Raw genomic sequence first — 23,698 nt, forward strand, 5'->3', positions numbered from 1 at the left:
ACTCCGTGCACGTACTGATTCTGGGAGGAACGACCGAAGCGCGCCGCCTGGCGGAGCTCCTGGTGGGGACGGGGCCGCGCGTGACCAGTTCCCTTGCGGGCCGGGTCGCGGCGCCGCGCATGCCGCCCGGCGAGGTCCGCGTGGGCGGCTTCGGCGGGGCCGAGGGGCTGGCGGCGTGGCTGGCCGCGCACCACGTGGACGCGCTCATCGACGCCACCCATCCTTTCGCCGGGACGATCTCGTTCAACGCGGCGCGGGCCGCCGCCACGGCCCATGTTCCCCTGCTCGCCCTGCGCCGGCCCGGCTGGGTCGCGGGTGACGGGGACGACTGGCATCCGGTCGGCTCCCTGGAAGAGGCCGCGCGGGTGCTTCCCGCACTGGGCGAGCGGGTCTTCCTCACCACCGGCCGGATGGGCCTCGCCGCGTTCGCGGGCCCCGGACCGGACGCGCTCTGGTTCCTCGTACGCTCCGTGGACGCGCCCGAGCCACCGTTCCCCGCCCGCATGGAGGTACTCCTCGACCGGGGCCCGTTCACCCTGGACGGGGAGCGCGAACTGCTGCGTACGCACCGGATCGACGTCCTGGTGACTAAGGACAGCGGGGGCGCGGCGACTGCGCCGAAACTTGTCGCTGCGCGCGAGGCGGGGACTCCTGTCGTGGTCGTCCGGCGCCCTGCCCTGCCGGAGGCCGTCCCCGAGGTCGCCACCCCGGGGGAAGCCGTCGCCTGGGTCCGCTTGCTGAGTGGTCAGGTGCGGGCGCGCCGTGGCTGAGCGCGCAGTTCCCCGCGCCCCTCACGGGGCACGGCCCCGCTTTCAGGGGCGCGGGGAACTGCGCGACCAGCCACAACGCGCCCGCAGACGACGCACTGCGGAATCACCCCTCGGGATACCGCCGCGGCGTCCAGACGATCTGCTCCCCGCCCCCGCGCCGCCGCGACACTCGCGTCTGCGAGGAGCCGACGATCAGCAGCGTCCGCATGTCGACCTCCGCGGGATCGAGGTCGCCGAGCCGCACGATCCGCACGCTCTCCTCGGGCCCGCCCACATCACGCCCCAGAACCACCGGGGTATCCGGCGTCCGGTGCTCCAGGAGCAGTTCGCGCGCCTTGCCCACCTGCCACGTGCGGCTGCGCGAGCCGGGGTTGTAGAGCGCGAGGACGAGATCCGCCGCGGCCGCCGCGGCCAGCCGCTCCGCGATGACCTCCCACGGCTTGAGACGGTCGGAGAGGGAAATCGTGGCGTAGTCGTGGCCGAGCGGGGCGCCCGCGAGGGCCGCCGCCGCGTTGGCCGCGGTCACCCCGGGCAGCACGCGGACCGGAACGTCCGTGTACTCGTCCTGCGAGGCGACCTCCAGGACGGCCGTGGCCATCGCGAAGACGCCGGGGTCGCCGCCCGAGACGACGGCGACGCGCCGCCCGCGCCGCGCAAGGTCCAGTGCGAAAGCGGCCCGTTCGGACTCCACACGGTTGTCGGAGCCGTGCCGCCGCTGGCCCGCGCGGTGCGGCACGCGGTCGATGTACGTGGTGTAGCCGACCAGGTCGTCGGCGGCGGCGAGCGCGCCGCGCGTCTCGGGGGTCAGCCACAGCGGGCCCGCGGGACCCGTGCCGACCACGACGACCTCACCGCGCTCCGGGGTCTCCTCCGGAGCCTCTGGGGCGGGCCCGCCGGTCAGGGGCGCCACCCGGCTCGGCAGCACCGCCACGGAGAAGTACGGCACCGAACCGGGGTCCACGTCGGCGAGCCGGCCGGTGCGCTCGCCCTCCATGGTGGCCCGCTCGACATAGCGGGCCTCGTCGAGGCGGCCCGCGCTCTCCAGGGCGCCGCGCACCTTCTGAAACGTACGGCCGAGCTTCATGACGACCGCCGAGTCCGTCGCCGCGAGGCGCGCGGCCAGCTCCTCCTCCGGGAGGGTGCCGGGCAGCACGGTGAGGATCTCCTCCGCCTCCACCAGCGGCTCCCCGAGGCGGGCCGCCGCCGCGCTCACCGAGGTGACGCCGGGGATCACCTCGGACGGGTAGCGGTGCGCGAGGCGCTTGTGCATGTGCTGGTAGGAGCCGTAGAAGAGCGGGTCGCCCTCGGCGAGGACGGCGACCGTGCGGCCCGCGTCGAGGTGGGCGGCGAGGCGGGCCGCGGACTCCTCGTAGAACTCGTCGAGGGCGCCGCGGTAGCCGCCGGGGTGGTCCGTGGTCTCCGTAGTCACGGGGTAGACCAGCGGCTCCTCGATGTGGTCGTCCCTGAGGTGCTTCGCCGCGATGGAGCGGGCGATGGAACGGCCGTGCCGCGCCGAGTGGTACGCGATCACGTCGGCGGCGGCGATGACCTCCACGGCCCGCAGAGTCATCAGGGAGGGGTCACCGGGCCCGAGCCCGACGCCGTACAGCTTCCCTCGCGTGGTCTCGGTGCCCGCGTGCACGGACTCGGTGCCCGCGTGCGTGGTCTCGGTGCCCGCGTGCGTGGTCTCGGTGCCCGCGTGCGTGGTCTCGGTGTTCACTCCGCCTCGCTCGCAATCGCGTTGATCGCCGCCGCGGCCATCGCGCTGCCGCCCCGACGCCCTCGTACGACCAGGTACTCCAGACCGGAGCGGTGCTCGGCGAGCGCGTCCTTGGACTCGGCGGCGCCGACGAAACCGACCGGGATGCCGAGGACGGCGGCCGGGCGCGGCGCGCCTTCCTCGATCATCTCCAGGAGACGGAAGAGCGCGGTGGGCGCGTTGCCGATGGCGACGACGGAGCCTTCGAGGCGGTCGCGCCAGAGTTCGAGGGCGGCGGCGCTGCGGGTGGTGCCCAGCTGTGCCGCGAGGTCCGGCACGGACGGGTCGGCGAGGGTGCAGATCACGTCGTTGTCGGCGGGCAGCCGCTTGCGGGTGACGCCGCTCGCGACCATGTTCGCGTCACAGAGGATCGGCGCGCCGTCGCGCAGCGCCTTGCGGGCGTCGGCGATCACGCGCGGGCTGTGGGCGAGATCCTTCACGAGGTCGACCATGCCGCAGGCGTGGATCATCCGGACCGCGACCTGGCTGACGTCGGCGGGCAGGCCTTGGAGGTCCGCCTCCGCGCGGATGGTGGCAAAGGACTCGCGGTAGATCGCCGCGCCGTCCTTCTCGTAGTCGAACACTGTGCTCTCGCTCATCTCGTGGCCGTCGTTTTCATGGTGTTACGTGCCGGTGGTGTTACGTGCCGTGGTGACCGTCTCGGTCAAGGTGCTGCCCGTCACGGGTGCCGTCGAGCCGCCGGTGTGCCGGGTCACCTCGTAGCGGCCGTCCCCGGTGGCGAGGACGTCGACCCAGTCGCCGTGCGGGTGCCCGCAGCGCCGCTCGCAGCCGGACCAGTGGACGGGGAGGCCGCCCGTGCCGGGAACCGTGCCGGGAGCCGTGCCGGGAACCTCGCCGGGCACCGCGTCGGCGCGGACGTCGGCGAGGGACTTGGCGCAGCCGGGGCGGCCTGTGCAGGCGCCGACGCCCAGCCAGGGCGAGCCGGGGTCGGTGACGAATCCGGCGTCGGCCAGCGCGTCGAGCCGCTCCCCGGCCGCCGTTCCGTCGGCGAAGCCGGGAAGCACGAAGCCGCGCCAGGGCGTGACCCGCAGCTCGTCGGCGGGGAGCGGCAGGAGGGCCCGCCACTGGGCCGCGCTCACACGGCCGAGCGGGGCGTGGACCACCACCGCGCGGCCGACGACGCCCGGGGCGGGCGGCGGGGCGACCGGTGTCCGGGGGATGGTGGCGGGCGTGGCCGCGACATCCGCCCGCGCGAGGGCTTCCGCCAGGTCGACGGTCTGCCCGGCGGGAAGTTCGCGTACCCGCCAGGCGCCGTTTCCGGCCCGGTGGGCGGCGGCGAGGAAGGCCCGGGCTGCGGCGAGGGCCGCGCGCGGGGCGTCGGCGGCGGCGACCCGGAAGCCCTGCCCCCCGAGCCGCACGAGCGCCGTCCCGCTCGCCCCAGCCATCCCATACGGGTCCCCGTACGCGTCAGCCGATCCGGCCGTCCCGTACGAGCCAGCCACACCAGCCGTGCTGCCTGCCCCAGCCGCCCCAGCCACCCCAGCCGCCCCACCCGATTCTGCGATCAAGGTCACATCGCCGCCGAGCCCGGCCACATCCCCGCGGCCGTCGTCGAGGGCGAACAGGAAGCGGCCGGAGAGGGCTGTCGTCCACTCCTCGGCGCACAGCAACCGGTCCAGCTCGCGGACCCACAACTGCACGTCGGCGTGGCCGAGTCCGTCGGTTCCGGCCAGCGGGGACGCCACCACGTTCCGGACGCGCTCGTGCCGCTCGGAGGGGAGCAGACCGGCGTCCGCGAGCAGCCGGGAGAGCTCGCCGCCGCACGCCTCGCCCAGGCCGCGCAGCTCGACGTTGCCGCGCGAGGTGACACTGAGGGCGCCGTCCGCGAGACGTTCCGCCGCGACGCCGAGCACGTCCGCCTGACGGTTCGTCAAGAGGCCGCCGGGCAGCCGGAGCCGGGCCAGCCGGCCGTCGTCGGCGAGGTGCAGGCGGAGGGCTCCGGGGCAGGCGTCGCCCCGGTCACGTATGAGGGATTCGCCCTGGTCTGGGGATGGTGCTCGGGTGGGCGGCATGGCGGCGAGCATACCCACGCGCATCCGGCCGGTCGTCTCCCGAGACGGACCGTCCGGGCAGGTGGCCGCCCCATCGGCGGCGGGCAGGACTTACTATGCAGGCGGCGGGCCTTCAGGTCCGTCGACGCCAGCGACGGCGTGGGTCCACCAGGACCCGAGGGAGGAAGCCCGGTGCGAATCCGGCGCGGTCCCGCCACTGTGAACCCCGCCCGCGTGGGGTGAGCCAGGAACTCCTGCCGTCCACACGACCACCCGGGGCGCGGACACCCCGAGGAAGGCCTGCGCCCGCATGCTTCTGCTGTTGTCGACCTCCGACACCGACCTGCTCAGCGCCCGCGCGGCGGGAGGCCCGGTCGACTACCGGTTCGCCAACCCGTCCCGCCTGGATCTCGACGGGCTGCCCGCCCTGCTCGACGGCGTCGACCTCGTCGTCGTACGCCTCCTCGGCGGTGTCCGCGCCTGGCAGGACGGCCTCGACCAGCTCATCGCCACCGGCCTCCCGGTCGTCGTGCTCACCGGTGAACAGGCGCCCGACGCCCAGCTGATGGCCTCCTCCACCGTGCCGATCGGCATCGCCGCCGAGGCGCACGCCTACCTCGCGCACGGCGGCCCCGCCAACCTGGAGCAGCTGGCCCGCTTCCTCTCCGACACCGTGCTGCTCACCGGCCATGGCTTCGACCCGCCCGCGGCCGCCCCCTCCTGGGGCCCGCTGGAGCGCACCGCCCGCGCCGACGTCGAGGGCCCCACGGTCGCCGTGCTCTACTACCGCGCCCACCACATGAGCGGCAACACCGCGTTCATCGACGACCTGTGCGGCGCGATCGAGGACGCGGGCGCCCGCCCGATGCCGCTGTACGTGGCTTCGCTGCGCGCCCCCGAGCCCGAGCTGATCGACGAGCTGCGCGCCGCCGACGCCATCGTGACCACCGTCCTCGCGGCGGGCGGCACCAAGCCCGCCGAGGCGTCGGCGGGCGGCGACGACGGGTCGTGGGACGCGGGCGCGCTGACCGGCCTGGACGTGCCGATCCTCCAGGCGCTGTGCCTGACCGGGTCGCGCTCCGCCTGGGAGGAGAACGACGAGGGCGTCTCGCCGCTGGACGCCGCGAGCCAGATCGCGGTGCCAGAGTTCGACGGGCGCCTGATCACGGTCCCCTTCTCCTTCAAGGAGATCGACGAGGACGGGCTCCCCGCGTACGTGGCGGACGCCGAGCGTGCGGCCCGCGTCGCCGGGATCGCCGTACGGCACGCGCGTCTGAAGCACATTCCGGCCGCCGACAAGCGCCTCGCGCTGGTCCTCTCCGCGTACCCGACGAAGCACTCCCGCATCGGCAACGCGGTGGGCCTCGACACCCCCGCCTCCGCCGTCGCACTGCTGCGCAGGCTCATCGCCGAGGGTTACGACTTCGGCCCCACGGAAGACATCCCTGGCCTCGTCTCCGGCGACGGCGACGAGCTGATCCGCGCGCTGATCGACGCGGGCGGCCACGACCAGGAGTGGCTCACCGAGGAGCAGCTCGCCGCCAACCCGGTGCGCATCCCGGCCGCCGACTACAAGCGCTGGTACGCGACGCTCCCGCAGGAGCTCCGCGACTCGGTCGAGCAGCACTGGGGTCCGCCGCCCGGCGAGATGTTCCTGGACCGCTCGCGCGTGGGCAACGGCGGTGACCCGGAGGGTGACATCGTGCTCGCCGCGCTGCGCCGCGGAAACCTGCTCATCCTCATCCAGCCGCCGCGCGGCTTCGGTGAGAACCCCATCGCGATCTACCACGACCCCGACCTGCCGCCGTCGCACCACTATCTGGCGGCGTACCGCTGGATCGCGGCGTCCGCGGCGGACGGCGGCTTCGGCGCCGACGCGATGATCCACCTCGGCAAGCACGGCAACCTGGAGTGGCTGCCCGGCAAGAACGCGGGCCTGTCCGCCGCCTGCGGCCCGGACGCCGCGCTCGGCGACCTGCCGCTGATCTATCCGTTCCTGGTCAACGACCCGGGCGAGGGCACGCAGGCCAAGCGCCGCGTGCACGCCACGCTCATCGACCACCTGGTGCCGCCGATGGCGCGCGCCGACTCCTACGGCGACATCGCCCGCCTGGAGCAGCTCCTCGACGAGTACGCGCAGATCAGCTCGATGGACCCGGCGAAGCTTCCGGCGATCCGCGCGCAGATCTGGACGCTCATCCAGGCCGCGAAGCTCGACCACGACCTGGGCCTGGAGGACCGTCCGGACGACGACGGCTTCGACGACTTCCTGCTGCACGTCGACGGCTGGCTCTGCGAGATCAAGGACATGCAGATCCGCGACGGACTGCACGTGCTCGGCACGGCCCCGGCCGCCGGTGACCGCGTCAACCTCGTCCTCGCGATCCTGCGGGCCCGCCAGATCTGGGGCGGCACGTCCGCGCTGCCCGGCCTGCGCGAGGCCCTCGGTCTCGACGAGTCCGCGGCGACGCGCACCACCGCCGACGCGGCCGAGGAGAAGGCCCGCGAGCTGGTCCAGGCGATGGACGACGCGGGCTGGGACCTCGCCGCCGTCCCGCGCGACCAGGGTGAACAGGTCGCCGCGGTCCTGGAGTTCGCTGCCCGCGAGGTCGTCCCGCGCCTGGCGGCCACCACCGCCGAGCTCGACCACTCCGTGCACGCCCTGAACGGCGGCTTCGTCCCCGCGGGCCCCTCGGGCTCCCCGCTGCGCGGCCTGGTCAACGTCCTGCCGACGGGCCGCAACTTCTACTCGGTCGACCCGAAGGCCGTCCCGTCCCGCCTCGCGTGGGAGACGGGCCAGGCCCTGGCCGACTCCCTCATCGAGCGGTACAAGTCCGACAACGGCGAGTACCCCACGTCCGTCGGCCTCTCCCTGTGGGGCACGAGCGCGATGCGCACCGCGGGTGACGACGTCGCCGAGGCCATGGCGCTGCTCGGCGTCCGCCCCGTCTGGGACGACGCGTCGCGCCGCGTCACCGGCCTGGAGGCCATCCCGTACGAGGAGCTGGGCCGCCCCCGCATCGACGTGACGCTGCGCATCTCGGGCTTCTTCCGCGACGCGTTCCCGCACACGATCGGCCTGCTCGACGACGCGGTGCGGCTCGCCGCCTCGCTCGACGAGCCCGCGGACCGGAATTTCGTACGCGCCCACGCCCAGTCCGACCTGGCCGAGCACGGCGACGAACGCCGGGCGACCACCCGCATCTTCGGCTCCCGTCCGGGCACGTACGGCGCGGGCCTGCTCCAGCTCATCGACTCCCGCGACTGGCGCACCGACGCGGACCTCGCCGAGGTGTACACGGTGTGGGGCGGTTACGCGTACGGACGGGGGCTCGAAGGGCGTCCGGCCCGCGCCGAGATGGAGACCGCGTACAAGCGCATCGCCGTGGCCGCGAAGAACACGGACACCCGCGAGCACGACATCGCCGACTCGGACGACTACTTCCAGTACCACGGCGGCATGGTGGCGACCGTGCGCGCGCTGCGGGGCACGGCCCCGGAGGCGTACATCGGGGACTCGACGCGCCCCGAGACGGTCCGCACGCGCACGCTGGTGGAGGAGACGAGCCGCGTCTTCCGCGCCCGTGTCGTCAACCCCAAGTGGATCGAGGCGATGCGCCGCCACGGCTACAAGGGCGCCTTCGAACTCGCCGCCACCGTGGACTACTTGTTCGGGTACGACGCCACGACGGGCGTCGTCGCCGACTGGATGTACGACAAGCTCACGGAGACGTACGTCCTGGACCCGACGAACCGTCAGTTCCTCCAGGAGGCCAACCCCTGGGCCCTGCACGGCATCGCGGAGCGCCTTCTGGAGGCGGAGTCGCGCGGCATGTGGGCCAAGCCGGACCCGGCGGTGCTCGAAGCGCTGCGGCAGGCCTACCTGGAGACCGAGGGCAACCTGGAGGACGAGGGCTGACCCCTCGCCCCCCGGTGGCCGGCCGTCACTGCGGCGGCCGGCCGCCCAGCCAGGCCAGCGCGGCCGTCGTCAGCGCCGTGACGCCGGTGGTGACGGTCGGCTCGATCAGCGGGGCGAAGAACGGCGAGTGGTTGGACGGGATGTCCCGCTCGAAGGTCCCCGCCTTCTGCGCGGCTACGACCTCCGCCGGGTCGGCGCCGCCGAACAGCCAGTAGCAGAGCGGGACTTCGCGGTCGGCGGAGGTCGCGAAGTACCCGATGTCCTCGCTGCCGGTCACCGGACCCGGGTCGAGGATGCGGTCCGCGCCGATGGCCGCGCCGACCGCCGCCATCGTCCTCTCGACGGCGGCCGGGTCGTTGTCGAGGACGGGGAACGAGTCGATCTCCGTGATCTCGGGCTCCCGCTCCGCCCCCGCCGTGGCCGCCTCCCCCTTGACGATGCGCTCGACGGCGGCGAGGACGCGCGTACGGACCTCGGGCGTGTACGTCCGGATATTGATCTTCAGCTCGGCCTCGTCCGGGATGATGTTGTCCTTCGTGCCCGCCTGGAGCGAGCCGACGGTCACCACGGCCGTCTCGCCGCCCGCGATCTCCCGGGACACGACCGTCTGCAGCCGCATCACGGTCGCGGCGGCCATCACCACGGGGTCGATCGACGCCTCGGGACGTGAGCCGTGCGCGCCCTTGCCGAACATCCGCACGCGCAGCGCGTCGGTCGCCGCGAAGGCGGGCCCGGGGTGCGCGCCGATCATCCCCGCGGGCAGCGGCGCGACATGCTGCCCGAGCACGACGTCCGGGGTGCCGAACCGCTCGTAGAAACGGTCCTCGACCATCGCCTGCGCGCCCTTCGCCACCTCCTCGGCGGGCTGGAACACCCCGACGATCCTGCCCGCCCAGTCGGCGCGAGCGTCCGCGAGGAGCTTCAGCGCGCCCAGCAGACAGGTGACGTGCATGTCGTGCCCGCACGCGTGCATCACCCCGTCGTGGACGGACGCGTACGGGAGCCCGGTCCGCTCGGTCACGGGCAGCGCGTCGAAGTCGGCGCGCAGGAGGACGGTCGGCCCCTCACCGTTCTCCAGGACGGCGACGACACCGGTACGGCCGACGCCGGTCGTGACCTCGTAGCCGTACGAGCCGGCGCGGCGGGCGACCTCGGCGGCGGTGCGGTGCTCCTCGAAGGACAGCTCGGGGTGGGCGTGCAGATCGCGGTAGAGATCGGCGAGCTCACCCCTGATGGCGTCGAGGCCCAGCAAGGCGGAGGAATGGCGTTCGGCGGCGGTCATGTCACGCTCCTCATCTGTCGTACTCCCGCCACCCTACGTACGGCACCCGCCTCCGGAGCCGCCGGAACCGATCACGTCGTGAGCACGTCACCCAGGTCACCACCGAAGACCTGAAAGGGAACGCCGCTCCATGACCACACCCCCGGCCGCCACACACGCCACGCGACACCTGTACATCACCCGGCACGGCGAGGCCACGCCCGACGAGAGCGGGCTGACGCAGGGCGGCTTCAGGCAGGCGGTGCTGCTCGGCGAGCGCCTGCGCGACCTCCCCTTCGCGGCGATCCACCACGGCCCGCTCCCCCGGGCCGAACAGACCGCCGCCCTGATATCCGACCAGCTGAAGAGCAACGCCCCCCTGATCCGCTCGGCCCCCGCGGGCGACTACCTCCCCCACCTCCCGCACAAGGACGAGCTCCCCCCGGAGACCGCCGACGCGACGCTGGCCCGCCTTGCCGAATTCCCCGAGGCGGAACGCGCGGACGGCCCCGCCCTGGCCCAGGAGGCGCTCGCCCGCTTCACCGGCCCCGTCCCCGGCGACGAGCCGCGCCACGAACTGCTCGTCACCCACAACTTCCTGGTCGGCTGGCTGGTCCGGGCCGCACTCGAAGCCCCGCCGTCGCGCTGGCTCGGCCTCAACCACTGCAACGCGGCCCTGACGGTCATCCGCTACACCCCGGGCCGCCCCGCCGCGCTGGTGCTCTACAACGACATGCGGCACCTGCCGGAGGAACTGCGCTGGACCGGTTTCCCGCCCGAGCTCCGCGCCTGACCCCCTCCCCTCCGGTTCACAGCACGGTCGGCAGGCCGATGTTGTTGATCAGCGGTCCTTCGATGGAGACCCCCTCATTGACCACGGTGTCGGCGATGGGCAGCGGCAACGGGTGGGGGTTCACCGTGCCCGCGACGACGAGGGCGAGGAGGGCGAGGAACGGGGCGCGACGGAGCATGCGACAGCCTTAGGGGTGAGGACGGTTGGGTCATTCGGGCGACAGGGGGGCGACAACCCGTTCGTATGATCGTCAGGGACGACCGGTGACTTCCTGGACGCACCCGGGTTACACCCGGCGAGCGGGCCGCGACCGACGGCCCGTACACGCACGCTCCAAGGAGGCCGCAGTGAACGGCAATTGGGTCCCGACAATGTCCCGATGGGCTCTGGTCGCGGCGATGGCCGTCGCACCGGCCGTCCTGTGCTCCGGCACGGCGCACGCCGACGAGACGAACGAGAACTCGCACAACGCGCCCAGGGTCGGGCTGATCAACACCGGCCAGATCGACGACCCGCTGGAGGACGTGCTGGAGCACACCCTGCTCTTCGGCGACGGCTACCGCTGGGGCGGCTGAGAGCCCGAACCACCGCCCGCCGGCCCGCACTTGCGTGTCCCGGTGCCAGGAGACGCAAGTGCGGTGCGCGGGCGAGGCGGTCCGTTCAGATCATCACGGGGCGAGGCACGCCGTGCCCGGCACCTCGGCGGGCAGGCCGGGGCTCGCCGGGTCGATGAGCGACGTGACATCGCCGGCCGCATGCGTCAGGCAGTCGACGGTCGCGACGGGGTCCGGCACGGCACTGGCGGGTGCCGCGAGGACTCCCAGCAACGCGACGGCACCCAGGATGACGGCGGCGGAACGGCGCATGTGAACTCTCCTTTTACGTCGGTGGAGTTGTCTCCGGCCCGGCGATCAACGCGAGCCGCTCCGTGACTCCCCATCCCCACGACGCGATACGCCCGATATCACCCGTACGTGAAAGAAGTAACGATTCCCCCGGGATCTTCTCCCGGTCCTCAGGCTTTGCTCCCGGCCCTCAGAAGGCATACCGGACGCGCAGCCACGGCGTGTGCTCCGCCAGCAGCTCCTGAATCCGTGCCAACGCCTGCCGCTTGACCTCCTGGGCGTAGCGCACGTTGAGGGCCCCGTTCTGCGAGCGCTTGATCTCCTGCGCGTCCGGCTGCCACAGCACTTCCTCGGCGCGCGGGTGCCAGCCCAGGTTGACCTCGTGGAGCGACTCGTTGTGGGTCAGCATGATGACCTCGGCGGCCGCCTGTTCCTTCACCCGGGCGGGCAGCACGTCGTCGAGATGGTCGAGCAGGTCGGCCCAGTCCCGCTGCCACCCCGGGCGCAGGACGACGGGCGAGAGATTGAAGTGCACCTCGTAGCCGGCGTCGAGGAAGTCGGCGGCCGCCGCGATCCGCTCGGCGACCGGGCTGGTGCGGATGTCCAGCAGCCGGGCGTCGTCGGGCGGCATGAGGGAGAAGCGCACCCGGGTACGGCCCTGCGGGTCCAGGCTAAGCAGGTCGGGGTTGACGAACTTGGTCGCGAAGGAGGCCTTCGCCGTCGGCAGGCCACGGAACGCGGCGACGAGATCGGCCGTGTTGTCACAGACCAGGGCGTCGACGGAACAGTCGCCGTTCTCACCGATGTCGTACACCCACGCCCGGGGATCGCACTGGTTGGGTTCGGGCTTGGGCCCCAAGGCCCGTGCGTGGCGCCGGACATGGGCCACGATCGCCTCGATGTTGGTGAAGAGCGTGATGGGGTTGGCGTACCCCTTGCGGCGGGGCACGTAGCAGTAGGCGCAGGCCATCGCGCACCCATTGGAGGGGCCGGGGGCGATCCAGTCGGCCGACCTGCCGTTGGGGCGCGTCACGAGCTTCTGCTTCACCCCGAGGACCAGCGTCTCGGTCTTGATGCGGACCCACCGCGAGACGTTGCCGTCGTTGCCGTGCAGGGAAGGGATGCGCCAGTGACTGTCGATCTCCGTCACGCGCACGTCCGGCAGCCGGGCCATGATCTGCTGACCGCGCGGAGAGTCGAGGGCCGCAGGCTCGGCGTAGACCTCCCGCACGTCCAGCATGCGGCGGGCCCGCGGGCTGTCCCGGAACGCGCCGCGCGCGCCGTCCTTCGCGGGCACGGCGTAAGTGGGCACGGCGTGCGTGGGCACGGCGTCCGTGGGTACGGCGTCCGCCCACCCGAACAGCGCCTGCTGCCCCGGCTCCCCGGAGTCGGGGCCTCTTGTCGTGGACACGGTCTGCTGCCTCCCGTCCTCACGACATCACATCACCGAACGCCCCGGACGGCGACCGAGCGGTCCGGGGCGGCGGGAGACGGGTCAGGCCTGGCCGGCCGCGGCGGCGGCCATGAGCTGTGCCGCCGCCTCCACGGCGGTGTCCGGCGGCACGACCGACAGGTCCCAGCGTCCGCGGCCGGGAGCGAGCAGGACGACGGTGTGCGGGAGGGACGTGGTCAGGTTCCTGTGCAGGCGTACGACCTGGCCCGCGACGAGCATCCGGCCGGGAGGGTCGGTCCACATCGAACCGTTGACGGTGACGCTGGTGATGTCACCCCACAGCCGGGGCAACCCGGCGAGCAGCTCGGGGAGTTCGACGACCACGTCGTACGAGCGGGGCCACCACGCCCCGTCGATGGCCAGGGGCAGCGTGCCGTGGGGCGCCAGGCTCAGGCGGAGGCGGGACTGGGAGCGATACGGGATTTCCGGGGCGATGGCCATGATGGTCCTCTCAATTGCCATGCGGGGGGCGGCAGTCGGTGTCGCGGACGGCGGCGGACGGCGGCGGGCGGCGGCAGGGTTCGGCCGCCGGGCGGTGGCGGGCGGGGTCGCCGGCAGGGCGGGATCGCCGTCAGGGGTGGGGTGCCGGAAACGAGCGGCATGCGGGGCTCCTCGGCCTCGGTGCGACGGTGCGGCCGGGGTCCTGGGCTGCCCCTGATAGGGAAGGCGAGGGCTTGGCCGGCCGGTCTGGCCACCGGCGCGCGAAGGCGCCCTCGCTGCTTCGAAGGTACTCCCGTCGGCACCGTACTCCCGCCGGTCGGGGAAAGCGCCTGTCCGGAACGCCCGGGCAACGCGTTGACACGGACGGCCACCGGACGTTGACTGACTGCGCGGCGCACGGCGCACAGCCCGCGACGGGCCGTCGAGAAGACCGAGAACGCCAACATGCGGAACGGAAGCGGCACCGATGATGTACGACCAGACACGCGCCCAGCAGCCCGCCGACCAGCCACGCGGCCGTACCGACCACGCCGCGGCGGGTGTGGAACCGCTGCTCACGTCGGACGAACGGGACGAGATCGTCCGGCGCCTCGGCCACGCCATCAACACCTTCGCCGACACCCCGATGGAGGCGCTGGAGGAGGCGGACGCCGCCCTGGACGAAACCTCCGCGCAGCTGATGAAGGCCCTCGCCGAGCGGAGGCGAGCCCTCCGCGAGGGCTGGCAGGAGCAGGACCCCGCGACCCGGTCCGTCGAACTCCGGCTCGCGCTCCGGCAGTACCGCGAGATCACCCAACGACTGCTGCGCCTCTAGCACTTGTGTCGGAGGTCCCGGGCTCCGCGGCGTAGGGAAAGTACGCCGCGGCGCTCCGTTCCGGGGCCCGTCGATGGAGGACGGTGGACGGTAGGGCGTACCGTCCGCGACGAGCTCCCCTCCACGGCCGGTGCGGCCCGGCCGTGGGTGCCGGCGCGGCGGGAATGCGCCGGCACTCACGGAGGCGGGAGGCGGTCGAGGATCTCGAAGTGCAGACGCAGGCTCGGGTGGCGGAGCAGCCTGAGGGTGATCGGCTGTGTGCAGATCAGGCGCAGGCGGCCGTCCCTTCTCGCGCGGGCACGGGTCAGGACTCGTACACCGGAACCGTCCATGAACGTCACCTGCCGCAGATCGATCAGCAGCCCGGTGGAGTGCGCGTCCGTCAGTGTGTCGAGGTAGGAGCTGATGGCGGGCGCGGTGGCGACGTCGATCTCGCCGCGCAGGCTGACCACGAGGTCGGGGCCGTGTGCGTGGACGGACTCGATGCAGGACGTCGTGGACGTCGAAGACGACATGACCCTCATTCGGCTCGGCACTGTGTCCCTCGGGACCGGTCGCCAACGGGGTCTGGGCCAGCACTTCACGGTAAGGGCGACGGCTCGCCCGGCGCGACAGTTCAGCCGATCATCTGCGCCGCCCGTGCGGCACCTGCTATTGGGGGTGCCGTCAGCCGTCCGTGTGGTCCGTGTGGTCCGTGGGATGCGAGGGGGGCAGGTCGGGCAGGGACAGGTGCTCGTGGACGACCGCGTTGGCGAGGGACGTCAGGTCCGTCTCCTGACTGTGGGCGTGGGCTCGCAGCAGGGCGAGGGCCTGGCCCGTGGTGAGGGAGTGACGGTAGCTGATCATGCCGATGGCCTGGTGGACGACGGCGTCGGCGGGCAGCAGCCAGGCGTGGACCAGGTCGTCCTCGGCCGGGTGGGGCGTGGTGAGGAGCAGGAGATCGGCGGCGGCGATGTGGTCCTCGGCGGCGTGCAGGTCGGCGTCGGAGATCGGTCCTGGGCGGTGACGGTAGAGGCTGAGGACGAGGCCGGCCTGCCGTGTCGGGTCGGTGCCGTTGAGGGCGGGCAGGGCGAAGACGGCCCGGATGTACTGGCCCTGGGCCTGCTGGGCGAAGACGGGCCACTCGCGTGTGGTGACCGGGTCGTCGAGGTCGTCGGCGAGGACCGCGGCGCGACGGCGCAGGGACTCCACGCACGGACCCTCTCCGAGACTGATCTGGAGCGCCTCGCCCCGGGCGGCCAGCGGTCCGGCGGCACACAGCGACACGCGCTGCGCCAGAGCGGCGTCGGCCGCCAGCGTGAGACCCACGGAGTAGGCGTCGTGCAGGGCCGCCCGGCACGATACGCCGATGCGCCCTGCCGGGTCGGCGTGACCCATGTGACGGGCGGCGAGGACCACGGCTTCCGGCCGTGGGGCGGTCATCGGAGGCTCGATGTGGGAAGGTGCAGGTGAGCTGCCCTGTATCGCGCGGGCATGATGGCGACCGATCTCCGGCATTCACCGCCGACGCTGCCCTGATCGGAAGCCAATGTCAGGGTTATGGCGGATTCGCCTGCGGGCAGCCTGTTCCTTCAGCCTACGCCCCTATTGCCTTTCGCATCCGCTCCGCGCCGGCCGGGATGCATGTATGGCTTCGGGGTACCCGCTGTCCCGGGCGCCGGAGGGTGATCGCCCGAGCGGCAAGAGGGGCAGGCAACACCGGAGTGTCCCTAGACTGAATCTGTCCGGAGTGACTTCCCGCACCGCGGAGGCCCTCCACATGACTCTGGTACCGGGAGGTGAAGGGCTGTGGGCTCCGAAGATCTGGCCGCCGTGCTGGACAGCCTGCACCCCTCCGGTGGTGACAGGGGCCTGGTCGGCGCCGATCCGAATCTGTGCGCACAGGTTCTGCGGGTGGACGGTGTCGCCGTCTCCGCGACGACGGACAGCGGCCTGAGCGAACTGCTGTGGTCCACCGCGGGCGCCAGCGAACGGCTGGAAGAACTGCAGTTCACACTGGGCCAGGGCCCGGGGCTGGAGGCGGCCGCCTCCAGCGCGCCCGTCCTGGTGCCCTACCTGTCGCGCCTGCCGGACGGCCGGTGGCCCGCACTGCTGCCGGAGGCCACGGCGCTGGGCATCGGCGCGGTCTTCTGCTTCCCGCTGTCACTCGGCTCCGCCTGTCTTGGCACCATGACCCTGCAACGGGCGGTACCCGGTCCTCTCGCGGACACCGCGCTGACCGACGCATGGGTCGTGGCCAATGCCCTGGTCGCCATCCTCCTGGAAGGCGGCCCGCAACAGGACGCCTTCGCGGCCGCCGCCGACTCCTCGGACTTCTACCGGGCGGCCGTCCACCAGGCCAGCGGCATGGTCAGTGTGCAGGCCGGGATCTCCCTGGCCCAGGCCCTCCTTCGGCTGCGCGCCCACGCCTACCGGCACGGGCGGCCCGTGGAGGAGGTCTCCGAAGACGTGGTGGCCAGGCGGCTGAGCTTCCACGATGATGAATACGGGCCGGGTGCTCCTGCCGGCGAAGGGACTGAAGGGCCATGACACGTGAAGAACAACTGCTGGCAGCCATGGTCGAGGCCGTAGACACCCTCGTCGACGACTTCGATCTCATCGACTTCCTGCACCAGCTGTGCGACCGGTGCCACAGTCTGCTCGACGTGTCCGCCGTCGGGGTGATGCTCGCCGATCCCACCGGCAGCCTGCAGTTGATCGCCGCGTCCGACGAGCACACCAGGCTGCTGGAGCTCTTCGCCATCCAGAGCGATCAGGGGCCCTGCGTGGAGTGCTACCGCAACGGCACCGGCCAGCTCAACATCAATCTGACGTCCGACGCGGAGACCGCCGGGTTCCCGCTCTTCGCGCAGCGTGCCCGTGAAGCCGGTTTCACCACCAGCCACGCGCTGCCGATGCGCATGCGGCAGAAGGTCGTGGGCGCGCTGAACCTCTTCGACACCCGCGACCAGGAGCTCAGTACACGTGACGCACGGGTGGGGCAGGCCCTGGCCGACGTGGCGACCATCGCCATCCTGCAGCACCGCACCATCGTGCACGGCAACGTCGAGCGGGCCCAGCTGCGGGCCGCCCTGTCGAGCCGCATCGTCATCGAGCAGGCCAAGGGAATCCTCGCCGAACGCTGGCACGCCACCCCCGACGAGGCGTTCGACGCCCTGCGGCAGCACGCCCGCAGCCACCAGCAGGCCCTGACCACGCTGTGCCGTGAGCTCATCGACGGCTCCCTCGACTCCTCCTCCATCCAGCGACCCTGACACCGCTCCCCGGCACGTACCCGTTATGGGGCCACCTCGTGAATGACGACCACCACGCCGCGGCCTGGCAGCGCGTCAGCGCTGCCACCACCGGCCGCCCCACGCTCGCCACCGCCTGCCGGGCCTGCGCCGAGGACCTGGAGGCGGACTTCGCCGGGGCCACCCTCGTCGTCGCCGGGGAGCTGCGCCTCCTGGCCACGGCCACCGACGAGCGCGCCCGGTTGGTGGAGGACGCCCAGCTGGTGACCGGGGAAGGGCCCTGCACCGACGCCTGCGTCCGCAACACCGCCGTCGAAGTGGTGGACCTGTACCAGGTGGCCGCCCGGTGGCCCGCCTACGTCCCGATCGCCTGCGAACAGGGCGCCCGCAGCGTCCTCGCGCTGCCGCTCATCATCGGCAGGCTCTCCGTCGGCGCCGTGGATCTCTACCGCCGCGCGCCCGTCCCTTTCACCTCCGCGCAGAAGGACCGGGCGTACTCCTACGCCCGCATCCTGGCCCTGCTCGCCCTGGACGAGCACCCCCACCTCCTCACCACCCGGACCCGGCTGCCGCAGCCCGGACCGCAGGGCTACCCGCCCACCGTCCACATGGCCGCCGGAGTCCTCGCCGCCAAGTACGACCTCTCCCCCGACGACGCCCTGGCCCGCCTGCGGGCCCACTCCTTCCGCCACAACCAGCCCCTGCTGCGCACCGCGGAGCACGTACTCGACCACCAGCGCCTCGGCGAGCAGGGCTCGGACGAGTAGCCCTCATCCGTTCGGGCGCCGTCTGCTCGCACACCTCCGGCCACCCACATCAGATGGGTTCCATCCGATCTGTCCGCATTCCGTATGGGAAGCCGACCGTCGGGTACGCGAGAGGCCAGCGATGAGCGGATGCAGTCGAGCAGCCGCTTCCGGTCCGGAAGGAGAACGCCATGCCGCAGGGTTCCAGCTCCAAGCGAGAGCGTCAGTACGAGCACATCAAGGAGGGCGCCGAGAAGCGCGGCACCTCCAAGGGCAGGGCGAAGGAGATCGCCGCGCGCACCGTGAACAAGGAACGGGCGCGCTCCGGCGAGTCGAAGACCGCGAGCAAGACGTCCACGCAGGACAGGAAGTCCGCCTCGCAGCGCGGCGGCGAGCGTTCCCACAGCGGCTCCCAGGGGCCGACGAAGGACCAGCTGTACGCGGAGGCGAAGAAGCGGAACATCGACGGCCGTTCGTCGATGAACAAGCAGGAACTGTCCAAGGCCCTCGGCCACTGACGACCGGCGTCGGGAAACGGTGCAGGATGACCGAGTACGAACGTTCACGCACGATGCCCGCGCTGCCGGAGCACGTCTTCGACCAGGCCGCCGACGTCTCCCAGATGGACGCCTGGCTGCCGCAGGACCTGCACGTGGACGCCGGGGAGCCGCCCGCCGTCACCGTGCACGAGGACCGCACCGATCAGGACGTGTCCGCCCTGCTGCGCGCCCGGCCCGAGCAGATGCGGCTCGAGTGGGGCACCCGCGAGCAGGGCGGTTACACGGGCTGGCTGCAGGTCGCCGGCCTGGCAGGCGGCACCAGTGAGGTCACGGTGCACCTGTCGTTCTTCGAGGCCCTCGACGAGGGCCACGATCCGGGCGAGCGGGCCGTGCACGAGGCCCTGGACCGCAGCCTCGAACGGCTGGAGGAACAGGTTCGCCTGCGCGTCGACAACGCGGCCGGCTGACACTCAGCCGGCCGCTGGGGGGGGTGGTTCAGCCCTTGCCGTCGGCGGGTCGCAGCTGCCGCATGCGGCCGTCCAGCTCGCGCTGGTAGAAGTCGATGAAGCCGTCGGGGTCGGGCCCCGCGTTCTGCATGACCAGGTGGTCGAAGCCCGCGTCCGCGAACTTCTGCGCCACCTCCACGAACCGGGCGGGGTCCGTGCCGCAGGCGAACTTCTCCAGGATGTCCTCCTCGCGCACGGTCGAGGTCGCCGCGTCGAAGTTCACCGGATTGGGCAGCTCGCTCATGACCTTCCACCCGGTCAGCGCCCAGCGTGACGTCTCCAGGGCGGCCTTGGCCCCGGTGTGCTCGTCGGGCGCCCACGCCATCGGCACCTCCGCGTACCGCGGACCGGACCCGCCGGCCTCCCGGTACTGCCGGACGATCTCGGGCTTGTCCTCCGTGGCGAACAGGCCGTCCCCCAGCTCCGCGGCGAGCTTCGTCGAGACCTTGCCGCTGGCGGCCACCGCGATCAGGGGCAGCTCCTCGGGGAGGTCGAACACCCGGGCGTCCGACAGCCGCAGATGCTTGCCCTCGTAGGACCGGTATCCGCCGCGCCACAGCAGCCGGATGATCTCCAGGGCCTCCCTGAACATCTCGTGCCTGGTGGCCACGGCGTCCGGGAAGCCGACGCCGGTGACGTGCTCGTTGAGCCGTTCTCCCGAGCCGAGGCCGAGCACGAAACGGCCCTCCGAGAGCAGGGCGAGGGTGGCGGCCGCCTGGGCGATGATCGCCGGGTGGTAGCGCACCGTCGGGCACGTCACGCCGGTCGCCAGCTCGATCCGCTCGGTCTTGGCCGCGATGCTGCCCAGGACCGTCCAGGCGAACGGCGAGTGGCCCTGGTTGTCGAGCCAGGGGTGGTAGTGGTCGCTGATCTCGACGAAGTCGAACCCCGCCTGCTCCGCGAGAACCGCCTGCCGCACCAGTTCTGCCGGGCCGAACGCCTCGGCGGCCAGTTTGTAGCCGATCTTCATGTGCTCCTCGTCTCCTCGGGCGTCAGCTCCGCTTCCGTCCGCGTAGGGGTACCCGTCGGCATTCCTGCCTCACCATTCTTTTCACCCACCGGGTACCCCCGCACTTCGAACGGGCCGTGCCGACCCGAGGTCAGCGCCGCGCGCCCGCCCCCACGGTCGGCAGGTAGCGCGGCGCCCGCCATGCCTTCAGCCGGTGCTCCACCGCGGCGCCGAGCGACAGCAGCTCGGCGTCCTCGTGGTCACCGGCCATCAGGAGCAGGCCGACCGGCAGTTCGCCCACGGAACCGGCGGGCACGGAGAGGGACGGGTACCCGGCGACGGCCGCGGGGGTGGAGGACGGGATGACGTCGTTGTCGCCGCGCGCGCAGTCGGTCGTCCAGGCGGGCGGGTTCGTGGGCGCGGCGATGGCGTCCAGGTGGTGGGTGGCGATCGTCTCGTCGAGGGAACGCCGGGACAGGTCCTTCAGCTCGGCTCGCATCGCCTTGTACGCGGGGTCGGTGGTGGGCGGCGCGGCGAGGGCCTGCTCGAACAGTTCCTGACCGGCGAAGCAGGTCCGCTCGCCGGGCGTGGCGCGGTTGAACTCGATCAGCTCTTCGAGGTTCCGCGGTCCTTCGCGCGTGCCGAGGTAGGCGTCGAGGTCCCGGTGGAACTCGGAGAGCAGCGCCGGGAATTCGAGTTCGGCGAGGCGTGCCTGGTACGGGGGTGTCACCTCGACGACCGTGGCCCCTGCCTTGCGCAGTTTCTTCGCCGTACGGGTCATCACCGCGTCGACGTCGGGTCCGAGCGAGGGCAGGCGCCACAGGCCGATCCGCTTGCCGCGGAGGCCGGTGCCGTGGTCCGCCGCCGCGGCCGGGGGCGGGGCCTTCAGGCCGTCATCGCTCAGCACCGAGAGCGTGAGGGCGGTGTCGGTCACGTTGCGCGCCATGGGGCCCGCGGTGTCCTGCTCGGCGGAGATCGGCACGACGCCGGCTCCGCTGACCAGGCCGAGGCTCGGCTTGTGGCCGACGACGCCGTTCATCCCGGCCGGGCACACGATGGAGCCGTCCGTCTCGGTGCCGATCGCCACCTGTGCCAACGACGCGGCGAGCGCGGCGGCGGAGCCGGACGAGGAGCCGCACGGGTTCCGGTCGAGCACGTAGGGGTTGTTGGTCTGCCCGCCCACGGCCGACCATCCGGAAGTCGGCTTGGCGGCACGGAAGTTGGCCCATTCCGACAGGTTGGTCTTGCCGAGGATCACGGCCCCCGCCTCGCGCAGCCGGGTCACCAGTGCGGCGTCGGTGGCGGGCGGGCTCCCGGCGAGCGCGAGCGATCCTGCCGTCGTCGGCATGTCGCGGGTGTCGACGTTGTCCTTGATCAGGACGGGGATGCCGTCCAGCGGGCCGAGGGTCTCGCCGCGCCGGTGCCTGGCGTCGCTGGCTGCCGCCTGGCGCAGGGCGGTCGGGCTGGTGCGCAGCACCGCGTGGATCTTGGGGTCGACGTTCTCGATCCGTCGCAGGTAGGCCCGGGTCAGCGTCGACGAGGTCAGCGAACCGTGTGCCATGCGGGTCTGTAACTGCGGGATGGTGACGGTGTCGAGGTCGACGCCGGGCGTGGCGGACGAGCCGGGGGACGACGACGGTCCTGCGGTGTCGGGCCCGGCTGCCCGCGGCTGCGCGCCCGCGTTCGGTACGCCCGCCAGAAGAGGCGCCGCGACCAGGGCGGCGGCCACGACGGCAATGCTTCTCTTTCCCATAGGAATCATGGGCATCAGCGGACTACACGGGCGGTGCCCGGCGCAAGGGCGCGAGGCTTTCCCGCAGGGCAACATCGGGTGGCCGAATGTGATGCTGTCGGCCGACATGTCCGAAACACTTCAGTGGACCGTTTTCTTCGCTTCTGCGGCGATGACAGGGCGGCAGGGCGGTGTAAGAGTGTGCGCGAACGGCACGCAGCGGGACTCCGGCCGGACCCGTCCCTGAACACTTCAGCATGCCCCGCCCGCCGAGAGCGGGCCGCGGGCCGGAGAGGGAACGCCATGGGTTCATGGAAGTGGAGCGATCAGGAAAGGCCGACCGCCACCGTCGGGGTGCGGGCCACGATGGGCGTCGTCACCATGAAGGACGACCCGTCCGCCGCGCAGCGGCCGTACGCGTTCGTGCGCGGCTACGACTCGCGGCTGCACGTCAACTGGTGGGACGGCAAGGCGTGGCACTGGAGCGACCAGGGGACACCGGCCGGGCGCACGGTCATCGAGAAGGTCGGCGCCGTCACCGTGCAGGACGACGCCTCCGCTCAGCAGCGCCCCTACGCCTTCGTCATCACCGACGACTCGAAGCTGCATGTGAACTGGTGGGACGGCGCCAAGTGGCGCTGGAGCGACCAGGGCGCACCCGCCGGACGGATGATCCGTGAAGGCGTCGGCGTCGTCTCCGTGCGGGACGACCCGAACGCGGCGCAGCGCCCGTACGCCTTCGTCATCACCGACGACTTCCACATGTGGGTCAACTGGTGGGACGGCGCCAAGTGGCACTGGAGCGACCAGGGCGCGCCGCCGAACCGCACCATCTCCCGCCCCGTCGGCGTCACCACGATGAAGAACGACGCCAACGCCTTCACCCGCCCCTACGCCTTCGTCATCACCGACGACTCCGACGTCTGGGTCAACTGGTGGGACGGCGCCAAGTGGCACTGGAGCGACCAGGGCGCGCCGTCCGGGCAGCCGGTCAAGAAGGGCGCGGGCGTCGTCAGCGTCCAGAAGGACCCGAACGCGGCGGAGCAGCCGTACGTCTTCGTCCAGGGCTACGACTCGAAGCTGTACGTGAACTGGTGGGACGGCAAGAAGTGGAACTGGAGCGCGCAGGGTGCGCCCAGCGGCCGGCTCGTCCTCGACTCCGTCGGGGTGGTCACGATGAAGGACACCCCCAACGCCTTCACCCGCCCGTACGTCTTCGTCATCACCGACGACTCGAAGCTGTACGTCAACTGGTGGGACGGCAAGGCGTGGCACTGGTCCGCCCAGAACACCCCGCCCGGACGCGTCATCGAACGCCCGGGTGAGGCGATCACGTTGCAGGACACCGCGAACGCCGCGCAGCGTCCGTACGCCTTCGTCATCACCGACGACTCCGACCTGTGGGTCAACTGGTGGTCACTGCCCTAGGGCAGCGGACCGGGCAGGCCGCCGACACACTCCGGCGGCCTGCCTCCGCGCCGGTGCGGCACGGGCGAGGAACGGCTGGACGACGGCCAGGACGAGACAGGCGCCGACCGTGGTGAGCCACAGCGCGGCGCGGCAGGGCGTACGAGGCGCCCCGCGAAGGTGACCTGCCCGCCGGTGTCGCCGCCGCCCTTCCGCCCGGCAGCCCCGGCCCTGACGAGATCGAACCGGAGCAGGCCACCCAACTGGACCGGACACGCGGGGAACCCTGGCAGGTCCACTTCCACGGGCGCGACGACACCCTCGCGGTGGGCTGGAGCGCCGGGTGTGCGACGGCCCTCGCCCTCGCGGTGGGCAGTGACCTCGCCGGACGTCTCGGCGTCTGCCGGGCTCCGAAGTGCGATCGCGTCTACGTCGACACCTCGCGCAACGCCGCCCGGCAGTTCTGCTCCACGGCCTGCCAGAGCCGCGTCAAGGCAGCAGCCCATCGGGCGCGCAGAGCACTTCACGTTTCAGGTGACGGCAAGTGAAAGCGGACGA

The 23,698-nt window shown here is 72.3% G+C and carries 24 protein-coding genes and 1 riboswitch; of the genes, 12 read left to right on the forward strand and 12 right to left on the reverse strand.

Translation table 11 applies throughout. The features are described from left to right. The first annotated feature begins 5 nt into the window (after positions 1-5). Positions 6-770 (forward strand): cobalt-precorrin-6A reductase, encoded by a 765-nt coding sequence (locus tag AB0N81_RS01715; protein ID WP_365354671.1) that lies wholly within the window; start codon positions 6-8, stop codon positions 768-770. 103 nt (positions 771-873) lie between these two features. Here AB0N81_RS01715 and AB0N81_RS01720 read toward each other — a convergent pair whose 3' ends face one another. From AB0N81_RS01720 to AB0N81_RS01730, 3 genes are all read right to left on the reverse strand, one after another. After that, a complete protein-coding gene (locus AB0N81_RS01720; protein WP_365354840.1) occupies positions 874-2,340 on the reverse strand; it encodes a precorrin-2 C(20)-methyltransferase in 1,467 nt (488 codons plus the stop codon). 146 nt (positions 2,341-2,486) lie between these two features. Beyond that, positions 2,487-3,128 (reverse strand): precorrin-8X methylmutase, encoded by a 642-nt coding sequence (locus AB0N81_RS01725; protein WP_365354673.1) that lies wholly within the window; start codon positions 3,126-3,128, stop codon positions 2,487-2,489. Positions 3,129-3,152: 24 nt separating this feature from the next. Beyond that, the gene (locus AB0N81_RS01730; RefSeq protein ID WP_365354675.1) at positions 3,153-4,562 is read right to left on the reverse strand and encodes a cobalamin biosynthesis protein CobG; all 1,410 of its coding nucleotides are present in this window, start codon (positions 4,560-4,562) and stop codon (positions 3,153-3,155) included. A 160-nt stretch (positions 4,563-4,722) separates the two neighbouring features. After that, a riboswitch (cobalamin riboswitch) is annotated at positions 4,723-4,795 on the forward strand. 56 nt (positions 4,796-4,851) lie between these two features. Here AB0N81_RS01730 and cobN point away from each other — a divergent pair. Next, positions 4,852-8,460, forward strand: coding sequence for a cobaltochelatase subunit CobN (cobN, locus tag AB0N81_RS01735; protein ID WP_365354677.1), 3,609 nt, complete (start codon positions 4,852-4,854; stop codon positions 8,458-8,460). Between the two features lie 25 nt (positions 8,461-8,485). On the opposite strand, the gene AB0N81_RS01740 is transcribed toward cobN, so the two are convergent. Next, positions 8,486-9,742 (reverse strand): amidohydrolase, encoded by a 1,257-nt coding sequence (locus AB0N81_RS01740; RefSeq protein WP_365354679.1) that lies wholly within the window; start codon positions 9,740-9,742, stop codon positions 8,486-8,488. Positions 9,743-9,872: 130 nt separating this feature from the next. Here AB0N81_RS01740 and AB0N81_RS01745 point away from each other — a divergent pair, with 130 nt between their 5' ends. Beyond that, positions 9,873-10,514 carry a histidine phosphatase family protein gene (locus AB0N81_RS01745; protein WP_365354680.1) on the forward strand — a complete coding sequence of 214 codons (642 nt, stop codon included), beginning with the start codon at positions 9,873-9,875 and terminating at the stop codon, positions 10,512-10,514. A gap of 16 nt (positions 10,515-10,530) precedes the next feature. Here the strand turns inward: AB0N81_RS01745 and AB0N81_RS01750 are convergent, their stop codons facing one another. Continuing rightward, complete coding sequence (locus AB0N81_RS01750; RefSeq protein WP_365354681.1) at positions 10,531-10,692, reverse strand: hypothetical protein; 162 nt, start codon at positions 10,690-10,692, stop codon at positions 10,531-10,533. 193 nt (positions 10,693-10,885) lie between these two features. Between AB0N81_RS01750 and AB0N81_RS01755 the strand changes: the two genes are divergently transcribed. Continuing rightward, complete coding sequence (locus AB0N81_RS01755) at positions 10,886-11,089, forward strand: hypothetical protein (RefSeq protein ID WP_365354682.1); 204 nt, start codon at positions 10,886-10,888, stop codon at positions 11,087-11,089. Between the two features lie 93 nt (positions 11,090-11,182). On the opposite strand, the gene AB0N81_RS01760 is transcribed toward AB0N81_RS01755, so the two are convergent. The 3 genes from AB0N81_RS01760 to AB0N81_RS01770 form a co-directional block, all read right to left on the reverse strand. Then, complete coding sequence (locus tag AB0N81_RS01760; protein WP_365354683.1) at positions 11,183-11,380, reverse strand: hypothetical protein; 198 nt, start codon at positions 11,378-11,380, stop codon at positions 11,183-11,185. 169 nt (positions 11,381-11,549) lie between these two features. Beyond that, positions 11,550-12,686 (reverse strand): spore photoproduct lyase family protein, encoded by a 1,137-nt coding sequence (locus AB0N81_RS01765; protein WP_365354842.1) that lies wholly within the window; start codon positions 12,684-12,686, stop codon positions 11,550-11,552. Positions 12,687-12,854: 168 nt separating this feature from the next. Continuing rightward, a complete protein-coding gene (locus AB0N81_RS01770) occupies positions 12,855-13,274 on the reverse strand; it encodes a DUF5994 family protein (protein ID WP_365354684.1) in 420 nt (139 codons plus the stop codon). Positions 13,275-13,722: 448 nt separating this feature from the next. Between AB0N81_RS01770 and AB0N81_RS01775 the strand changes: the two genes are divergently transcribed. Then, positions 13,723-14,067, forward strand: a complete 345-nt coding sequence (locus AB0N81_RS01775) for a hypothetical protein (RefSeq protein WP_365354844.1) — start codon at positions 13,723-13,725, stop codon at positions 14,065-14,067. A gap of 176 nt (positions 14,068-14,243) precedes the next feature. Here AB0N81_RS01775 and AB0N81_RS01780 read toward each other — a convergent pair whose 3' ends face one another. Further along, positions 14,244-14,582, reverse strand: coding sequence for an STAS domain-containing protein (locus AB0N81_RS01780; RefSeq protein WP_365354685.1), 339 nt, complete (start codon positions 14,580-14,582; stop codon positions 14,244-14,246). A gap of 151 nt (positions 14,583-14,733) precedes the next feature. Then, positions 14,734-15,489, reverse strand: coding sequence for a GAF and ANTAR domain-containing protein (locus tag AB0N81_RS01785; protein ID WP_365354687.1), 756 nt, complete (start codon positions 15,487-15,489; stop codon positions 14,734-14,736). 366 nt (positions 15,490-15,855) lie between these two features. Between AB0N81_RS01785 and AB0N81_RS01790 the strand changes: the two genes are divergently transcribed. The 5 genes from AB0N81_RS01790 (at position 15,856) to AB0N81_RS01810 (ending at position 19,013) form a co-directional block, all read left to right on the forward strand. Then, positions 15,856-16,596: an ANTAR domain-containing protein gene (locus AB0N81_RS01790; protein WP_365354688.1), complete on the forward strand. Its 741-nt coding sequence runs from the start codon at positions 15,856-15,858 to the stop codon at positions 16,594-16,596. Next, a complete protein-coding gene (locus tag AB0N81_RS01795; RefSeq protein ID WP_365354690.1) occupies positions 16,593-17,321 on the forward strand; it encodes a GAF and ANTAR domain-containing protein in 729 nt (242 codons plus the stop codon). Before AB0N81_RS01790 ends, AB0N81_RS01795 begins: the two co-directional genes overlap by 4 nt. Before the next feature lie 38 nt (positions 17,322-17,359). After that, positions 17,360-18,067, forward strand: coding sequence for an ANTAR domain-containing protein (locus AB0N81_RS01800; protein ID WP_365354692.1), 708 nt, complete (start codon positions 17,360-17,362; stop codon positions 18,065-18,067). A gap of 170 nt (positions 18,068-18,237) precedes the next feature. After that, the gene (locus AB0N81_RS01805; RefSeq protein WP_365354693.1) at positions 18,238-18,564 is read left to right on the forward strand and encodes a plasmid stabilization protein; all 327 of its coding nucleotides are present in this window, start codon (positions 18,238-18,240) and stop codon (positions 18,562-18,564) included. 26 nt (positions 18,565-18,590) lie between these two features. Then, positions 18,591-19,013: an SRPBCC family protein gene (locus AB0N81_RS01810; RefSeq protein WP_365354694.1), complete on the forward strand. Its 423-nt coding sequence runs from the start codon at positions 18,591-18,593 to the stop codon at positions 19,011-19,013. A 28-nt stretch (positions 19,014-19,041) separates the two neighbouring features. Here the strand turns inward: AB0N81_RS01810 and AB0N81_RS01815 are convergent, their stop codons facing one another. Together AB0N81_RS01815 and AB0N81_RS01820 are read right to left on the reverse strand one after the other, a co-directional pair. Then, on the reverse strand, positions 19,042-20,022 hold the full coding sequence (locus AB0N81_RS01815; protein WP_365354696.1) for a TIGR03557 family F420-dependent LLM class oxidoreductase: 981 nt from the start codon (positions 20,020-20,022) through the stop codon (positions 19,042-19,044). 130 nt (positions 20,023-20,152) lie between these two features. Further along, positions 20,153-21,754 (reverse strand): amidase, encoded by a 1,602-nt coding sequence (locus AB0N81_RS01820; protein ID WP_365354698.1) that lies wholly within the window; start codon positions 21,752-21,754, stop codon positions 20,153-20,155. 282 nt (positions 21,755-22,036) lie between these two features. On the opposite strand from AB0N81_RS01820, the gene AB0N81_RS01825 reads away from it, so the two are divergent. Both AB0N81_RS01825 and AB0N81_RS01830 read left to right on the forward strand, forming a co-directional pair. Beyond that, positions 22,037-23,161, forward strand: a complete 1,125-nt coding sequence (locus AB0N81_RS01825) for a hypothetical protein (protein WP_365354700.1) — start codon at positions 22,037-22,039, stop codon at positions 23,159-23,161. A gap of 347 nt (positions 23,162-23,508) precedes the next feature. Next, the gene (locus AB0N81_RS01830; protein WP_365354845.1) at positions 23,509-23,688 is read left to right on the forward strand and encodes a CGNR zinc finger domain-containing protein; all 180 of its coding nucleotides are present in this window, start codon (positions 23,509-23,511) and stop codon (positions 23,686-23,688) included. Positions 23,689-23,698: the final 10 nt, after the last annotated feature.

Source organism: Streptomyces sp. NPDC093510, from assembly GCF_040683555.1.
Taxonomy (GTDB): Bacteria; Actinomycetota; Actinomycetes; order Streptomycetales; family Streptomycetaceae; genus Streptomyces.

Excerpts from the sequence above, each read along its gene's own strand:
- AB0N81_RS01780 (WP_365354685.1), bottom strand. The coding sequence starts at position 14,582 with ATGTCGTCTTCGACGTCCACGACGTCCTGCATCGAGTCCGTCCACGCA.
- AB0N81_RS01720 (WP_365354840.1), bottom strand. The coding sequence starts at position 2,340 with ATGACTCTGCGGGCCGTGGAGGTCATCGCCGCCGCCGACGTGATCGCG.
- AB0N81_RS01825 (WP_365354700.1), top strand. The coding sequence starts at position 22,037 with ATGGGTTCATGGAAGTGGAGCGATCAGGAAAGGCCGACCGCCACCGTC.
- AB0N81_RS01805 (WP_365354693.1), top strand. The coding sequence starts at position 18,238 with ATGCCGCAGGGTTCCAGCTCCAAGCGAGAGCGTCAGTACGAGCACATC.
- AB0N81_RS01740 (WP_365354679.1), bottom strand. The coding sequence starts at position 9,742 with ATGACCGCCGCCGAACGCCATTCCTCCGCCTTGCTGGGCCTCGACGCC.
- AB0N81_RS01760 (WP_365354683.1), bottom strand. The coding sequence starts at position 11,380 with ATGCGCCGTTCCGCCGCCGTCATCCTGGGTGCCGTCGCGTTGCTGGGA.
- AB0N81_RS01750 (WP_365354681.1), bottom strand. The coding sequence starts at position 10,692 with ATGCTCCGTCGCGCCCCGTTCCTCGCCCTCCTCGCCCTCGTCGTCGCG.
- AB0N81_RS01815 (WP_365354696.1), bottom strand. The coding sequence starts at position 20,022 with ATGAAGATCGGCTACAAACTGGCCGCCGAGGCGTTCGGCCCGGCAGAA.
- AB0N81_RS01745 (WP_365354680.1), top strand. The coding sequence starts at position 9,873 with ATGACCACACCCCCGGCCGCCACACACGCCACGCGACACCTGTACATC.
- AB0N81_RS01795 (WP_365354690.1), top strand. The coding sequence starts at position 16,593 with ATGACACGTGAAGAACAACTGCTGGCAGCCATGGTCGAGGCCGTAGAC.
- cobN (WP_365354677.1), top strand. The coding sequence starts at position 4,852 with ATGCTTCTGCTGTTGTCGACCTCCGACACCGACCTGCTCAGCGCCCGC.
- AB0N81_RS01755 (WP_365354682.1), top strand. The coding sequence starts at position 10,886 with ATGTCCCGATGGGCTCTGGTCGCGGCGATGGCCGTCGCACCGGCCGTC.
- AB0N81_RS01775 (WP_365354844.1), top strand. The coding sequence starts at position 13,723 with ATGTACGACCAGACACGCGCCCAGCAGCCCGCCGACCAGCCACGCGGC.
- AB0N81_RS01820 (WP_365354698.1), bottom strand. The coding sequence starts at position 21,754 with ATGGGAAAGAGAAGCATTGCCGTCGTGGCCGCCGCCCTGGTCGCGGCG.
- AB0N81_RS01730 (WP_365354675.1), bottom strand. The coding sequence starts at position 4,562 with ATGCCGCCCACCCGAGCACCATCCCCAGACCAGGGCGAATCCCTCATA.
- AB0N81_RS01770 (WP_365354684.1), bottom strand. The coding sequence starts at position 13,274 with ATGGCAATTGAGAGGACCATCATGGCCATCGCCCCGGAAATCCCGTAT.
- AB0N81_RS01725 (WP_365354673.1), bottom strand. The coding sequence starts at position 3,128 with ATGAGCGAGAGCACAGTGTTCGACTACGAGAAGGACGGCGCGGCGATC.
- AB0N81_RS01785 (WP_365354687.1), bottom strand. The coding sequence starts at position 15,489 with ATGACCGCCCCACGGCCGGAAGCCGTGGTCCTCGCCGCCCGTCACATG.
- AB0N81_RS01810 (WP_365354694.1), top strand. The coding sequence starts at position 18,591 with ATGACCGAGTACGAACGTTCACGCACGATGCCCGCGCTGCCGGAGCAC.